The organism is Rouxiella aceris (assembly GCF_012933545.1).
Classification (GTDB): domain Bacteria; phylum Pseudomonadota; class Gammaproteobacteria; order Enterobacterales; family Enterobacteriaceae; genus Rouxiella; species Rouxiella aceris.
The window spans coordinates 84908-97990 of the sequence record NZ_JAADJU010000002.1; the positions used below are offsets into that span (position 1 = coordinate 84908).

Below are 13083 nucleotides of genomic sequence, written 5' to 3' on the forward strand. Positions count from 1 at the left end.
GATTAATAGCGTGGAGATGGCTTTGGGGAGAGATTACCTCGGATGAGCGAGCAGTTAGCGGATCAGGTTCTGGTCGAGCGGGTCCAGAAAGGTGATCAAAAGTCGTTCAATTTACTGGTTGTCCGCTACCAGCATAAAGTGGCGAGCCTTGTTTCCCGCTACGTTCCACAGGGCGATGTGCCTGATGTGGTTCAGGAATCTTTTATTAAAGCCTATCGTGCTCTGGATTCGTTCCGTGGTGATAGTGCTTTTTACACATGGTTATATCGAATCGCCGTCAACACGGCCAAAAATTACCTGGTTGCCCAGGGGCGTCGTCCACCTTCAAGTGATGTCGATGCCATCGAAGCCGAAAACTTCGAAAACGGCAATGCGTTAAAAGAAATTTCGAACCCTGAGAACTTAATGTTGTCAGAAGAGTTGCGACAGATTGTTTTTCGGACTATTGAAGCGCTTCCTGAGGATTTGCGGATGGCAATTACCCTGAGGGAGTTGGATGGCTTGAGCTATGAAGAAATAGCCGTCATCATGGATTGCCCGGTGGGCACGGTAAGATCCCGCATTTTCCGTGCTCGAGAAGCTATTGATAATAAAGTTCAACCGCTGATTCAGCGTTAGTGATGGCGGACACAGGAAGGGTACTTAGGCATGCAGAAAGAAAAGCTTTCGGCTCTGATGGATGGTGAAGCGCTTGACTCCGAACTCTTGAGTTCGCTTTCAAACGATAAAACGCTTCAGAAAAGTTGGCAGAGTTATCATTTGATCCGCGATACCTTGCGTGGTGACATTGGTAACGTTGTGCATCTGGATATCGCAGATCGTGTGGCCGCGGCACTGGCAAATGAGCCAGCCAAGCTTGTCCCTGGCTCTGTTATAGAATCACAGCCACTATCGCATACCTGGCAGAAGCTTCCTTTCTGGCACAAGGTGCGTCCGTGGGCCAGCCAGATCACCCAAATCGGCGTTGCTGCTTGCGTATCCCTGGCGGTTATCGTCGGTGTGCAGCATTACAGCCAGTCAGAGGTGCCAGGTGCATCCCCTGAAACCCCGGCATTCAACACACTACCCATGATAGGCAAAGCCTCTCCAGTGAGCTTTGGTGTGCCAAATGAAGGGAGTACCGCCAGCGGACCGCAAAATATGCAAGAACAGCGCAAGCGCATTAATGCTATTTTGCAAGATTATGAGTTGCAGCGTAGACTGCATTCTGATCAGCTGCAGCTGGAGTCAACCACTCCGCAGCAAGCTGCTATTCAGGTCCCAGGTAACCAGTCTTTAGGAACGCAAACGCAGTAATGAAGCAATTTTGGTATGCCGTTTCCCTTATGACGTGCAGCCTGCTCACTACACATACCGCCTCGGCTGAGACAGCTCCTGCTCCCGAGGCGTTATTGCAACAGATGAGTGCTGCCAGTCAGTCACTGAATTATGAAATTGCCTTTATCAGCATCACGAAGCAAGGCATCGATTCATATCGTTATCGCCACGTAAAATCCAAAGGAGGAACACAGCTTGCCGATTTGCTGTTAATGGATGGACCGCGTCGTGAAGTGGTACAACGTGGCAAAGACATCAGCTATTTCGAAACTGGATTACAGCCATTTACGCTGGCTGGCGATCATATCGTCGATTCTCTGCCGGAATTGGCCTTTAGCGACATCAATACTCTCTCCCGCTTTTACGATTTTATTGCCGTAGGCCGGGCGCGTGCTGCCGATCGCTCAAGTGAAGTGATCCGCGTGGTTTCAAGAGACGGCACCCGCTTTAGCTATATCATCTGGATCGACGAAAAAGATAAACTGCCTTTGCGCGTTGATCTGCTCGATCGTGACGGTGAGACGCTTGAGCAATTTCGCGTAATTTCGATTACCGTTGATCCTGAGGTTGATAAAGCCTTTACCGGGCTGGAAAAGGCCAATTTACCGCCGGTGCTTAGCATTCCTGATGTCGACAAAGCCGAATTTAGCTGGGAACCCAAGTGGTTGCCCGAGGGCGTAAAAGAAGTGTCGCGCAGCAAACGCAATTTGCCTAATATGCCGGTCACTATCGAATCAAGATTGTATAGCGATGGACTCTTTAGCTTCTCGATCAATGTCAATCCGACCAATAATGTTACGGCGGAGCAGATTGTTCGTCAGGGTCGCAGAACCGTGCAGACTGAAGTGCGTAATGGCAATGAGATAACCGTTGTCGGTGAGTTACCACCTTCTACAGCCAAACGTATTTCTGATAGTATCCTGTTCTCAGGTCAATAAAGAGTTGGCAACTTAGCGTCACAGACAGGGTATCCCCATGATGAAAGAATGGGCCACGGTGATTTCGTGGCAAGATGGTGTTGCACAATTGCGCTGTGAAACGCAGGCAGGATGCAGCGGCTGTCATTCGCGTTCTGGCTGTGGTGCACGTGTGCTCAACGAGCTCGGCCCGCAGACGGAGCATAATCTGCAGGTCACTATTGCCGAGCCACTTGAACCCGGTCAGAAGGTCGAACTGGGTATTATGGAAGGCAGTCTGCTGCGCTCTGCGCTACTGGTCTATATGACCCCCTTGTTTGGTGTTATCGCGGGGGGCGGCATATTGCAGTGGCTGCTGAAAGGCGATATTTACGCGTTGATTGGTGCGCTGGTGGGAGGGGCCCTTGGTTTTGCGGCAGCTCGCTATCTGGCGGCAAAAGTCGCGGATAAAGAGGCGTATCAACCGGTTATTTTACAGGTTGGCTTACCGCCGACCGCTTTTCGTTTCCAGCCTGAAAATCCTGAGCATCTCTAGGTAAAGTCTGTGGTTTAACTGCGGATCGGGATGCGATTCTGGATCATATGCTCGATCAGCGCGATAAACAGATCTGCGCTGAACAATGAGGTATAAGGCAGAGAAAAGAGTGTACGGCCATGTCTGTCGAGCAACTTGATCAGCTGGCTGTTACTGCCGCCGCTAATAAAGTGGATATCTTCAAGGGCAATATGATGACCGTCATCAGAATCCAGTTTGCGCGCCGAAAGCCGCAGCTTTTTTTCATTCATCAATAAAAAATTACCGCGCAAAAAACGTCTTACTTTACTTTCACTTTCAGTCAGGTAGCTAAAAGTTACCGTACCGTCCTGTGCCAGAATGGTCAGTGCTTGAGGGCCGCGAAATAGCAGTTGTTCATTTTTTATAATCTCGATTAATCGGTCCGCATGAGCAATATTAGGCGAGATTTTATGCCATGATTTTTCGGCATTTTCGCGAAAAGCCATGGCGTTTAATATTTTTAAAGTATATTTACCAGTACGAAAACGATAGATATCATTAATTCGTTCAAAAGGAATGAATTTATTTTTATTATCCGGTTTGGAAATCACTAATACGCCGTTTTCATACAGCTGATATATTTGTCTGGGCTTGATAAACTGGCGTAAAACAAACAGCACAATGCCGAGAGCAATACTAAACATGGTTGAAGCCAGGATAGTTTGCAACCCGAAGTAGCCATTTTTGCCAAACGTCAGCAGCAACACCAGTTGCACTGCTCCTGCCACCATCAGCAGCGCAGCCAGCACCAGGGTGATCCACGAGTTTGCCTTTGCAAAACCATGCCGGCTAAGCAGCCGACCTTCATTGATCATGACATTAACCTTGTGACCGTTTGATTTTTAAAATATAAAATAATTAATTAATGCTAATGGGTAATTCATCGAACAAATTTATTTTTATAACAGGTAGTTAATGATAATTGCGCTGTTTAGTAAATGAGCATTTTCCTAAACTGTCTGTCGGGGTTGCAAGTTGGCGACAGTACGCTAAATAGCATTCAATTTAATTAATTGATCGCTAAAGCGGGGCTTTCCGTCAGCTACAATAAATAGCCACAGACGCGGGAAATATCCCGGTTTGCCGTCACCTCGGCGCGTGGTTCTGTCTGAGGGGGCAAAACGAGGACTTGTTTGGCGTGCGCGACGCGTTTTTTATCCCCGCCGTCGCGGGTTGTTGCTCAGAAAAGGGCACTTATCTGCCTTAAACGGCAAATCTCTCCTGTATTGCATAGATAGCATCCTTTCGTGGAACCGGCATACAGTGTAAGATGCGCCCATATTTGCGTGGCGAGTTTTGGCGTTGAGTCCTTAGCTGTGTCCATGATAAAGGTTTAAGCGCTATCAATTAGAGAAAATGATCTATAAATGAAGAACATAAGAAACTTCTCCATTATTGCCCACATTGACCACGGTAAGTCGACACTCTCTGACCGTATTATCCAGATATGCGGTGGCTTGTCCGATCGTGAAATGGCCTCTCAGGTTCTTGATTCTATGGATCTTGAACGTGAACGCGGCATCACCATCAAAGCGCAAAGCGTGACGCTGGACTATAAAGCCAAGAATGGTGAAATCTATCATCTCAACTTTATCGATACTCCGGGGCACGTGGACTTCTCTTATGAGGTTTCTCGCTCACTGGCCGCCTGTGAAGGCGCGCTGCTGGTCGTTGATGCCGGACAGGGTGTCGAAGCTCAGACCCTGGCCAACTGCTATACCGCGCTGGATATGGATCTTGAAGTCGTTCCTGTGCTGAACAAGATTGACCTGCCTGCTGCCGAGCCCGATCGCGTCGCGCAGGAAATCGAAGATATCGTCGGTATTGATGCCACTGACGCCGTGCGTTGTTCGGCAAAAACCGGGGTAGGCGTGCCGGATATATTGGAACGTCTGGTCCGCGATATTCCGCCGCCACAAGGCGACGCAGATGCCCCTTTGCAGGCGTTGATTATCGACTCCTGGTTTGACAACTACCTCGGCGTAGTCTCGCTGGTGCGTATCAAAAACGGCACCATGCGCAAGGGCGACAAGATCAAGGTAATGAGCACCGGCCAGGTGTATAACGCCGACCGTCTGGGGATCTTTACGCCAAAACGTGTCGATCGCGAAGTATTGAACTGCGGCGAAGTGGGTTGGCTGGTTTGTGCCATCAAAGATATTTTGGGCGCACCGGTCGGCGATACCCTGACCCTGGCTCGCCAGCCGGCAGATAAAGCGCTGCCAGGCTTTAAGAAAGTGAAGCCGCAGGTTTACGCCGGCTTGTTCCCGATCAGCTCCGATGATTACGAAAACTTCCGCGATGCGTTGGGCAAATTAAGCCTCAATGACGCTTCGCTGTTCTATGAACCAGAAAGCTCCACCGCCCTTGGCTTTGGTTTCCGCTGTGGCTTCCTGGGTCTGTTGCACATGGAGATCATTCAGGAACGTCTTGAACGTGAGTACGATCTTGAACTGATCACTACGGCACCCACAGTAGTCTACGAAGTGGAAACCACGGCAGGTGAGACGGTTTATGTCGACAGTCCTTCCAAGTTGCCGCCGCTAAATAACATTCTCGAACTGCGCGAACCGATCGCCGAATGTCATATGCTGATGCCGCAGGAATACCTGGGCAACGTGATCACCTTGTGTATTGAGAAACGTGGTATGCAGACTAATATGGTCTATCACGGCAATCAGGTGGCGTTGACCTACGAAATTCCAATGGCCGAAGTGGTGCTGGACTTCTTTGACCGTCTGAAATCAACCTCGCGCGGCTATGCATCGCTCGATTACAATTTCAAACGATTCCAGACTTCAGATATGGTGCGCGTTGATGTTCTAATTAACGGTGAACGTGTAGATGCCCTGGCATTAATCACCCACCGCGAGAACTCACAGTATCGTGGTCGTGATCTGGTCGAAAAAATGAAAGAGCTGATCCCGCGTCAGCAATTTGATATTGCCATTCAGGCAGCGATCGGTAATCACGTGATTGCCCGTTCTACCGTGAAACAGTTACGTAAAAACGTGTTGGCCAAGTGCTATGGCGGTGACGTCAGCCGTAAGAAGAAACTCTTACAAAAACAAAAAGATGGCAAGAAACGCATGAAGCAGGTGGGTAATGTTGAATTACCACAGGAAGCGTTCCTGGCTATTTTGCACGTAGGTAAAGACGGAAAGTAAGCCTTTAATAAGTAAGTCAAGGAGTAGGAATGGCTAACATGTTTGCTCTGATTTTGGCGCTGGCAACGCTGGTGTCAGGGATCATCTGGTGTCTGGACCGATTTAAACTTGCTCCTGCTCGTCGGGAGAAAGTGGCGCGCCTGAAACTCGAAACTGCCGGCGCAGTAGACGAAAAAACCTTGAGCAACGTGGCAAAGCAGCCAGGTTGGGTGGAAACCTGTGCCTCGGTATTCCCGGTGTTGCTGGTGGTATTTGTTGTTCGTTCTTTTATTTACGAACCTTTCCAAATCCCATCCGGTTCAATGATGCCTACACTGTTGATTGGCGACTTTATTGTGGTCGAAAAATATGCGTATGGCTTAAAGGATCCTATTACCCAGACTAAGCTTATTCCAACGGGTGAGCCAAAACGTGGTGACGTGGTGGTATTTAAATATCCCCTGAATCCGCAACTGGATTATATTAAGCGCCTTGTAGGTTTACCGGGTGACCGTGTGACTTACGATGCGGGCAGCAAGGAAGTTACCGTGCAACCGGCCTGTAATAGCAGTCAGGCGTGCGATAAAGCCCTGGCAGTGACCTACAGCGCCAGCGAAGCCAGTGCCTTTGTGCAAACCTTTGGCCGTGTTTCTGCCGGTGGCGAAGCCAGCAGCGGTTTTTTTGAAACCGATCCTGCTGCCTCAGTGCCGCAGGACGGCGTTCGTTTACTAGCCCGCAAAGAGACGCTGGGTGATGTCACCCATAATATCCTGGTGGTTCCCGGTGCTCGTGACCAGTTAGGCGCCTATTATCAACAGCCTGGCCAACCTTTGGGTACCTGGGTTGTTCCCGCCGGTCATTATTTTATGATGGGCGATAACCGTGATAACAGCGCTGACAGCCGTTATTGGGGCTTTGTACCAGAAAAAGATCTGGTGGGCAGAGCGTCCGGTATTTGGATGAGCTTTACGAAGCAAGAAGGTGAATGGCCAACGGGTATACGTTTAAACCGTATTGGTGGACTTCATTAATTTTGTGTCTATATAGCCGAAATACCTCGAGTGGCATCCTGGCATCACCCGCACAAGGTCGCGGAGTAATGGCAAACAGGATGCGGCTTGAAGTATTACGGCTATAGCCAATATATAAACGCAGCATTATATTCCCACTCGTTGTAGAATATCTCTTCGAGCGATAAAAGTTGGCTCCTCGATAAAATAGAGGGAGCCACTGCAAACGAAACAGCTTTGGATTGGCTTTTGGCAAAGCAGGCCTGTTCCGTATGCTGAAGTTTTTGACGCATTCTTGATCTATTGGTAACTCATGAATCCCATCGTAATAAACAGGCTTCAGCGAAAGCTGGGCTACACTTTTCAACAGCAGGATCTTTTGATGCAGGCACTGACGCACCGCAGCGCCAGCAGCAAGCACAATGAGCGGTTAGAGTTCCTGGGCGACTCAATTCTTAGTTTTGTTATTGCCAATGCGCTTTATCATCGTTTTCCTCGTGTTGATGAAGGCGATATGAGCCGGATGCGCGCTACGCTGGTGCGTGGTAATACCCTGGCTGAAATGGCGCGTGAATTCGACCTCGGCGAATGTTTGCGATTAGGCCCTGGCGAATTGAAAAGTGGTGGTTTCCGCCGTGAGTCTATTCTCGCGGATACGGTGGAGGCACTCATTGGCGGCGTATTCCTGGATAGCGATATTCAGAACGTCGAAAGGCTGATCCTCGATTGGTACCGTAGTCGTCTCGATGAAATCAGTCCCGGTGATAAGCAGAAAGATCCAAAAACCCGTTTACAGGAGTTTTTGCAAGGTCGTCATCTGCCGTTGCCTTCTTATCTGGTTGTGCAGGTTCGCGGAGAAGCGCACGACCAGGAGTTTACCATCCACTGCCAGGTCAGTGGCTTGAATCAACCGGTGGTAGGTACCGGCTCAAGTCGCCGTAAAGCCGAGCAGGCGGCAGCGGAACAAGCGCTGATACAGCTGGAGCTTGAATGAGCGAAGAAAAGAATTACTGTGGCTTTGTTGCCATCGTCGGCCGACCTAACGTCGGTAAGTCGACCTTGCTAAATGAACTGTTGGGGCAAAAGATCTCCATCACTTCACGCAAACCGCAAACCACGCGTCACCGGATCATGGGTATTCATACCGAAGGTCCATACCAGGCTATCTACGTCGATACCCCGGGGCTGCATATCGAAGAAAAACGAGCAATCAACCGCCTGATGAACCGTGCTGCAAGCAGTTCAATTGGTGATGTCGAGCTGGTTATCTTTGTGGTTGAAGGCACCCACTGGACTGCCGATGACGAAATGGTAGTGAATAAACTGCGTGATATCAAAAGCCCGGTGCTTTTGGCGATCAACAAAATTGATAACGTCACCGATAAATCCAAGTTACTGCCGCACTTGCAGTTCCTTAGTGAGCAAATGAACTTTGTCGACATCGTGCCTATTTCTGCGGAAAAAGGTATTAATGTCGATACCATTGCCACGCTGGTGCGCAAGCGCTTGCCAGAAGCCGTGCATCATTTCCCTGAAGATTACATCACCGACCGTTCACAGCGCTTTATGGCGTCTGAGATCATTCGTGAAAAGTTGATGCGCTTCCTGGGTGAAGAATTGCCTTATTCGGTCACGGTAGAAATTGAGAGCTTCGTCACTAATGAACGTGGCGGCTACGATATTCACGGTTTGATCCTGGTCGAGCGTGAAGGCCAGAAGAAAATGGTTATCGGTAATAAAGGCTCGAAGATCAAAACCATCGGCACTGAAGCACGCCAGGACATGGAAAACATGTTCGAAGCGAAAGTTCACCTTGAGCTGTGGGTCAAGGTCAAATCCGGTTGGGCAGATGATGAACGTGCGCTGCGCAGTCTGGGTTATGTAGACGACTTATAAGGTCTCCGCCTATGGAAGGCTGGCAACGCGCATTTGTCTTGCATGGGCGACCTTACAGTGAAACCAGCCTGATGCTGGATCTATTCACTGAAGGACAAGGGCGGGTACGCATACTGGCAAAAGGTGCGCGTGGCCGCCGTTCCAATCTAAAAGGCTGTTTACAGCCTTTTACGCCATTACTGGTTCGCTGGAGCGGCCGCGGAGAAGTCAAAACCCTGCGCAGCGCTGAACCGGTATCAATGGCACTTCCTCTCTCTGGTTCCATCCTCTACAGCGGGCTCTATGTCAATGAGCTGGTTTCCCGCGTTCTTGAGCAAGAAACCAATTACTCTTCACTATTCTTTGATTACCTTAATTGCCTGCAAAATCTTGCGGCGGCCAGTCATTCCCCGGAACAGGCGCTGCGTCAGTTTGAACTGGCGTTATTACAGCACCTGGGATACGGCGTTGATTTTCTCCACTGTGCGGGCAGCGGTGAAGAGGTCAGCGATACCATGACCTATCGTTATCGGGAAGAGAAAGGGTTTATTGCCAGCCTGGTGGTCGACCATTACAGTTTTACCGGGCGCGATCTCAAAGCGCTGGCCAGCCGTGAGTTCCCGGATATGGCAACCTTGCAGGCGGCAAAACGTTTTACCCGTATGGCACTTAAACCTTATCTTGGCGGTAAGCCGTTGAAAAGCAGAGAGCTGTTTCGTCAGTTTGTGTTGAAAAAACCGCTCCCTCCCGCCGAAAGTACTGCCGACTGATTTTGTTTATGAGATATTTAGCACAGAGCTAAAAACAGGAGATTTTCATGGCTGAGTTATTGTTGGGCGTTAATATTGACCATATCGCGACGCTGCGAAACGCGCGAGGTACCGCTTATCCCGATCCGGTTCAGGCGGCGTTTATTTCCGAGCAGGCGGGTGCCGACGGTATTACTGTCCATTTGCGCGAAGATCGTCGTCATATCACCGATCGCGATGTAAGAATTTTGCGTGACACCATCCAGACGCGAATGAACCTGGAAATGGCCGTTACTGACGAAATGGTCGGTATTGCTTGCGAGATCAAGCCGCATTTCTGCTGCCTGGTGCCTGAGAAACGCGCAGAAGTCACTACCGAAGGTGGCCTCGATGTTGCCGGGCAAAAAGACAAAATGACCGTGGCTGTCGAACGCTTGTCCAACGCCGGTATTCTGGTGTCATTATTTATCGATCCCGATGTCCGTCAGATTGATGCCGCCGTTGCCGTTGGTGCGCCCTATATTGAGATCCACACCGGTGCCTATGCCGATGCGGCAGAAGGTAGGGATCGTCAGGCGGAATTTGAGCGTATTAAACAGGCTGCCAGCTATGCCGTTGCCAAGGGGCTGAAAGTCAACGCCGGGCATGGTCTGAATTACAAAAACGTGCTGCCGATTGCGGCACTGCCAGAAATGCACGAGTTGAATATCGGCCATGCGATTATCGGTCAGGCAGTGATTGACGGCCTGGCGGCTGCGGTGCGGGAGATGAAAGTCCTGCTGCGTGAAGCTCGCCGCTAATGGCTATTCTTGGGCTGGGTACCGATATTGTCGAAATTGCCCGTATCGAAGCGGTGGTTGAACGCAGCGGTGACCGGCTGGCCAGACGCATTTTAAGTGACGGTGAGTGGCAGCAGTATCAGCACCATCAGCAACCGGTGCGTTTTCTGGCCAAACGTTTTGCCGTCAAAGAAGCGGCGGCAAAAGCCCTGGGTACCGGCATCCGCAATGGACTGGCTTTTGAGCAGTTTGAAGTGGTCAATGATGCATTGGGCAAACCCAATCTGATTTTTCACCATCGGGCGGCAGAAATGGCTGCCGAGTTTGGCGTCAGATCGGTGCATGTTACGCTGGCCGATGAGCGCCATTACGCCTGTGCCACGGTGATCCTCGAAAACTGAATTTAGCGCAGGCGCGGGTTGTGAACCACTCCCCCAGACACTTATTTCGCTAAGGGTTTGGGGAACTCACCCCCGTGCATCAATGATGCAGCAGCACAAATTTATCCCACAGTTGTTCGTTACTTTCGCGATGTTGGGGATCGATGATGATCGTATTATCGATCGGACACACTTTCTGGCAGGTTGGCGTATCGTAGTGGCCAATGCATTCCGTACAGCGTTCGCTGTCGATCTCGTAAAACTCACTGCCCATGGTAATGGCCTGATTGGGGCATTCCGGCTCGCACATATCGCAGTTGATGCATTTGTGTGTGATTAGCAGGGCCATGGTTTTCTCTTATCAATATTCTGGCCGTGAATTATAACAGAGTTCAGGTGGCAGATAAGCCCTGGGTGTGGTTTTCGCTGATCTGGATCAGGTCAACTTTTTCACCAAATCTTCGCTATGTCGGATACGTTCCGGTGCATGGGCGGTATCTTGCTGGATCAGCGCCATAAATAAAATATCGGTCAGCGAGTATTGCGCGGTGGTGGCCGAAATGGCCGCGCCACGGGTGACCGGCAGCTCAGCCAGGGTATAAAGGCAATGAGCAGCCCGCTGTTGCAGGCTATTGGGCGAGAAACTGGTCAGCGCCAGCGTTTGTGCACCGCTCTGGCTGGCGACTTCTGCCGCCAGATTGATCTCCCGGCGTTCGCCGCTAAAGGAGATCGCCACCAGCAGATCCTCTTTTGACAAGGCTTGCACCGTAGCCAGCAGCACATGGGTATCTGACTCGGCAATGGCGGTAATGCCAATCTTCAGTAGCTTATAGGCAAAATCTTTCGCCACCAGCCCCGAGGCACCAATACCGGTAAGCACAATTTTGCGGGCGTTGGACAACATAAATAGCGCCTGTTGCAGGCGTTGCTCACTGTTGATATCCAGCGTGGCGCGCAGTGCCGATTGTTTCTCGGCCAGCAGTTTTTCGCCAACGGTCAACAGACTGTCGCTGCTGAGAATATGGTTATGCACGGTGACCACCTGGTCATTGCGCGGTGCCGCCAGCGCTTCGCTCATCGCTAGCTTCAGGGCCGGGAACCCCTTATAACCCAGTTTCTGTGCAAACTTCACCACGCCTGATTGGCTGACACCCGCCAGATCGGCCAGCTTCTGCGAGCTTAAATGGCGCGCCTGGTCGGGCTGTGCCAACAGAAAATCCGCCAGCTTTCTGTCGTTTTCTGCCAGCTGCGGATAAATCTGACGAATACGGATCATACTGCTCATGGTGCCCGGTCCTGAGATTGGTGGCTTGCTAGTGACGTTAAACTAGCAAAAAAAAACTCGCTTTGCTGAATAAAATATTCAAATATGATAAATAATTTAGAATTAAATATTCAAGAGGTCAGTATGAATTTAGGTGCTTTGGTTTCAGAAACCCGTAATCCGGCCACGTATCGCCTTGATGAAATGTCCACGCTGGAGATGGTCACTTGTTTTAACCAGGAAGACAGCAAAGTGCCGCTGGCCATTCAGCAGGTTTTGCCGGAGATTGCCCAGGCGGTTGATCTGGCTGCGGCTTCTTTTAAGGCGCAGGGGCGGCTGATTTATCTCGGTGCCGGTACCAGCGGACGCCTTGGCGTACTGGATGCCTCCGAGTGTCCACCGACTTTCGGTGTGCCTCATGGCATGGTGATCGGCCTGATTGCCGGCGGTCCTGGCGCGCTGCTAAAAGCCGTCGAGGGCGCTGAAGATAATGCCGATCTCGGCGAACAGGGCTTAAAAGACATTCAACTTAGCGCGGTGGATACCGTGGTCGGCCTGGCCGCCTCGGGGCGAACGCCCTATGTAATTGGCGCGTTGCGTTATGCCAGCAGTCTCGGCTGTGCGACTGTGGCGATCTCCTGCAATCCGGGCTCGGCTATCGCCCGGGAAGCGCAGGTGGCTATTTCTCCGGTGGTCGGTCCGGAAGCTTTGACCGGCTCGACGCGCATGAAGTCGGGTACGGCACAGAAGCTGGTGCTGAATATGATCTCCACCGGTGCCATGGTAAAAACCGGCAAAGTTTATCAAAACCTGATGGTGGATGTTAAAGCCACCAATCACAAGCTGGTGGATCGCGCCTGCCGCATTGTAGTGGAGGCCACTGGTGCGCAACGCAGTGAGGCAGAAGCGGCATTACAGCAGACCGCCTATGAGGTCAAACCGGCTATTTTGATGATCCTGGCGCAGATCGACGCCAGTCAGGCGCGAGAACGGCTGATTAAACATCAGGGATTTCTGCGCGCGGCGCTGGCGGACGTATGATTTTTCACTGGCGCCAGGGCAACCCTCAGCGCTAATACTTAAGGGGAGA

The 13083-nt window shown here is 50.8% G+C and carries 15 protein-coding genes; 12 read left to right on the forward strand and 3 right to left on the reverse strand.

Translation table 11 applies throughout. The features are described 5' to 3' along the window. Window positions 1-42 precede the first annotated feature (42 nt). Genes rpoE through rseC form a run of 4 tightly spaced genes read left to right on the forward strand, consistent with a single transcriptional unit; the run spans window position 43 to window position 2769 of the window. Window positions 43-618, forward strand: coding sequence for an RNA polymerase sigma factor RpoE (rpoE, locus tag GW590_RS04005; RefSeq protein ID WP_169401737.1), 576 nt, complete (start codon window positions 43-45; stop codon window positions 616-618). Between the two features lie 30 nt (window positions 619-648). Then, complete coding sequence (gene rseA / locus GW590_RS04010; RefSeq protein WP_169401738.1) at window positions 649-1296, forward strand: anti-sigma-E factor RseA; 648 nt, start codon at window positions 649-651, stop codon at window positions 1294-1296. Beyond that, window positions 1296-2255: a sigma-E factor regulatory protein RseB gene (gene rseB / locus GW590_RS04015; RefSeq protein ID WP_169401739.1), complete on the forward strand. Its 960-nt coding sequence runs from the start codon at window positions 1296-1298 to the stop codon at window positions 2253-2255. The genes rseA and rseB overlap by 1 nt, the downstream gene beginning before the upstream one ends. 37 nt (window positions 2256-2292) lie before the next feature. Then, on the forward strand, window positions 2293-2769 hold the full coding sequence (rseC, locus tag GW590_RS04020; RefSeq protein ID WP_169401740.1) for a SoxR-reducing system protein RseC: 477 nt from the start codon (window positions 2293-2295) through the stop codon (window positions 2767-2769). Window positions 2770-2783: 14 nt separating this feature from the next. Here the strand turns inward: rseC and GW590_RS04025 are convergent, their stop codons facing one another. Beyond that, complete coding sequence (locus GW590_RS04025) at window positions 2784-3605, reverse strand: DUF6585 family protein (RefSeq protein ID WP_169401741.1); 822 nt, start codon at window positions 3603-3605, stop codon at window positions 2784-2786. Between the two features lie 552 nt (window positions 3606-4157). Here GW590_RS04025 and lepA point away from each other — a divergent pair. The 7 genes from lepA to acpS all read left to right on the forward strand — a co-directional run bounded on the left by lepA (window position 4158) and on the right by acpS (window position 10750). Next, window positions 4158-5957 carry a translation elongation factor 4 gene (gene lepA / locus GW590_RS04030; RefSeq protein WP_169401742.1) on the forward strand — a complete coding sequence of 600 codons (1800 nt, stop codon included), beginning with the start codon at window positions 4158-4160 and terminating at the stop codon, window positions 5955-5957. A gap of 29 nt (window positions 5958-5986) precedes the next feature. After that, window positions 5987-6967, forward strand: a complete 981-nt coding sequence (gene lepB / locus GW590_RS04035) for a signal peptidase I (protein WP_169401743.1) — start codon at window positions 5987-5989, stop codon at window positions 6965-6967. 292 nt (window positions 6968-7259) lie between these two features. Next, on the forward strand, window positions 7260-7940 hold the full coding sequence (rnc, locus tag GW590_RS04040) for a ribonuclease III (protein WP_169401744.1): 681 nt from the start codon (window positions 7260-7262) through the stop codon (window positions 7938-7940). Next, the gene (gene era, locus GW590_RS04045) at window positions 7937-8842 is read left to right on the forward strand and encodes a GTPase Era (RefSeq protein WP_169401745.1); all 906 of its coding nucleotides are present in this window, start codon (window positions 7937-7939) and stop codon (window positions 8840-8842) included. The genes rnc and era overlap by 4 nt, the downstream gene beginning before the upstream one ends. A gap of 11 nt (window positions 8843-8853) precedes the next feature. Next, window positions 8854-9591 (forward strand): DNA repair protein RecO, encoded by a 738-nt coding sequence (gene recO, locus GW590_RS04050; RefSeq protein WP_169401746.1) that lies wholly within the window; start codon window positions 8854-8856, stop codon window positions 9589-9591. A gap of 47 nt (window positions 9592-9638) precedes the next feature. Beyond that, complete coding sequence (gene pdxJ / locus GW590_RS04055; RefSeq protein ID WP_169401747.1) at window positions 9639-10370, forward strand: pyridoxine 5'-phosphate synthase; 732 nt, start codon at window positions 9639-9641, stop codon at window positions 10368-10370. Further along, window positions 10370-10750, forward strand: coding sequence for a holo-ACP synthase (gene acpS / locus GW590_RS04060; RefSeq protein WP_169401748.1), 381 nt, complete (start codon window positions 10370-10372; stop codon window positions 10748-10750). The genes pdxJ and acpS overlap by 1 nt, the downstream gene beginning before the upstream one ends. Window positions 10751-10829: 79 nt before the next feature. Here acpS and GW590_RS04065 read toward each other — a convergent pair whose 3' ends face one another. Then, window positions 10830-11078 (reverse strand): YfhL family 4Fe-4S dicluster ferredoxin, encoded by a 249-nt coding sequence (locus GW590_RS04065; RefSeq protein WP_169401749.1) that lies wholly within the window; start codon window positions 11076-11078, stop codon window positions 10830-10832. A gap of 87 nt (window positions 11079-11165) precedes the next feature. Then, window positions 11166-12014: a MurR/RpiR family transcriptional regulator gene (locus GW590_RS04070; RefSeq protein ID WP_169401750.1), complete on the reverse strand. Its 849-nt coding sequence runs from the start codon at window positions 12012-12014 to the stop codon at window positions 11166-11168. Between the two features lie 123 nt (window positions 12015-12137). Here GW590_RS04070 and murQ point away from each other — a divergent pair, with 123 nt between their 5' ends. Further along, entirely contained in the window at window positions 12138-13034 is an 897-nt protein-coding gene (gene murQ / locus GW590_RS04075; RefSeq protein WP_169401751.1) for an N-acetylmuramic acid 6-phosphate etherase, read from the forward strand. The last annotated feature ends 49 nt before the right edge of the window (window positions 13035-13083 follow it).

What these genes read in the sequence shown, in the direction of transcription:
- lepB (WP_169401743.1), top strand. Translation starts at nt 5,987, where the DNA reads ATGGCTAACATGTTTGCTCTGATTTTGGCGCTGGCAACGCTGGTGTCA.
- rseA (WP_169401738.1), top strand. Translation starts at nt 649, where the DNA reads ATGCAGAAAGAAAAGCTTTCGGCTCTGATGGATGGTGAAGCGCTTGAC.
- rnc (WP_169401744.1), top strand. Translation starts at nt 7,260, where the DNA reads ATGAATCCCATCGTAATAAACAGGCTTCAGCGAAAGCTGGGCTACACT.
- rseB (WP_169401739.1), top strand. Translation starts at nt 1,296, where the DNA reads ATGAAGCAATTTTGGTATGCCGTTTCCCTTATGACGTGCAGCCTGCTC.
- murQ (WP_169401751.1), top strand. Translation starts at nt 12,138, where the DNA reads ATGAATTTAGGTGCTTTGGTTTCAGAAACCCGTAATCCGGCCACGTAT.
- pdxJ (WP_169401747.1), top strand. Translation starts at nt 9,639, where the DNA reads ATGGCTGAGTTATTGTTGGGCGTTAATATTGACCATATCGCGACGCTG.
- era (WP_169401745.1), top strand. Translation starts at nt 7,937, where the DNA reads ATGAGCGAAGAAAAGAATTACTGTGGCTTTGTTGCCATCGTCGGCCGA.
- GW590_RS04025 (WP_169401741.1), bottom strand. Translation starts at nt 3,605, where the DNA reads ATGATCAATGAAGGTCGGCTGCTTAGCCGGCATGGTTTTGCAAAGGCA.
- rseC (WP_169401740.1), top strand. Translation starts at nt 2,293, where the DNA reads ATGATGAAAGAATGGGCCACGGTGATTTCGTGGCAAGATGGTGTTGCA.
- lepA (WP_169401742.1), top strand. Translation starts at nt 4,158, where the DNA reads ATGAAGAACATAAGAAACTTCTCCATTATTGCCCACATTGACCACGGT.
- GW590_RS04065 (WP_169401749.1), bottom strand. Translation starts at nt 11,078, where the DNA reads ATGGCCCTGCTAATCACACACAAATGCATCAACTGCGATATGTGCGAG.
- GW590_RS04070 (WP_169401750.1), bottom strand. Translation starts at nt 12,014, where the DNA reads ATGAGCAGTATGATCCGTATTCGTCAGATTTATCCGCAGCTGGCAGAA.
- recO (WP_169401746.1), top strand. Translation starts at nt 8,854, where the DNA reads ATGGAAGGCTGGCAACGCGCATTTGTCTTGCATGGGCGACCTTACAGT.
- acpS (WP_169401748.1), top strand. Translation starts at nt 10,370, where the DNA reads ATGGCTATTCTTGGGCTGGGTACCGATATTGTCGAAATTGCCCGTATC.
- rpoE (WP_169401737.1), top strand. Translation starts at nt 43, where the DNA reads ATGAGCGAGCAGTTAGCGGATCAGGTTCTGGTCGAGCGGGTCCAGAAA.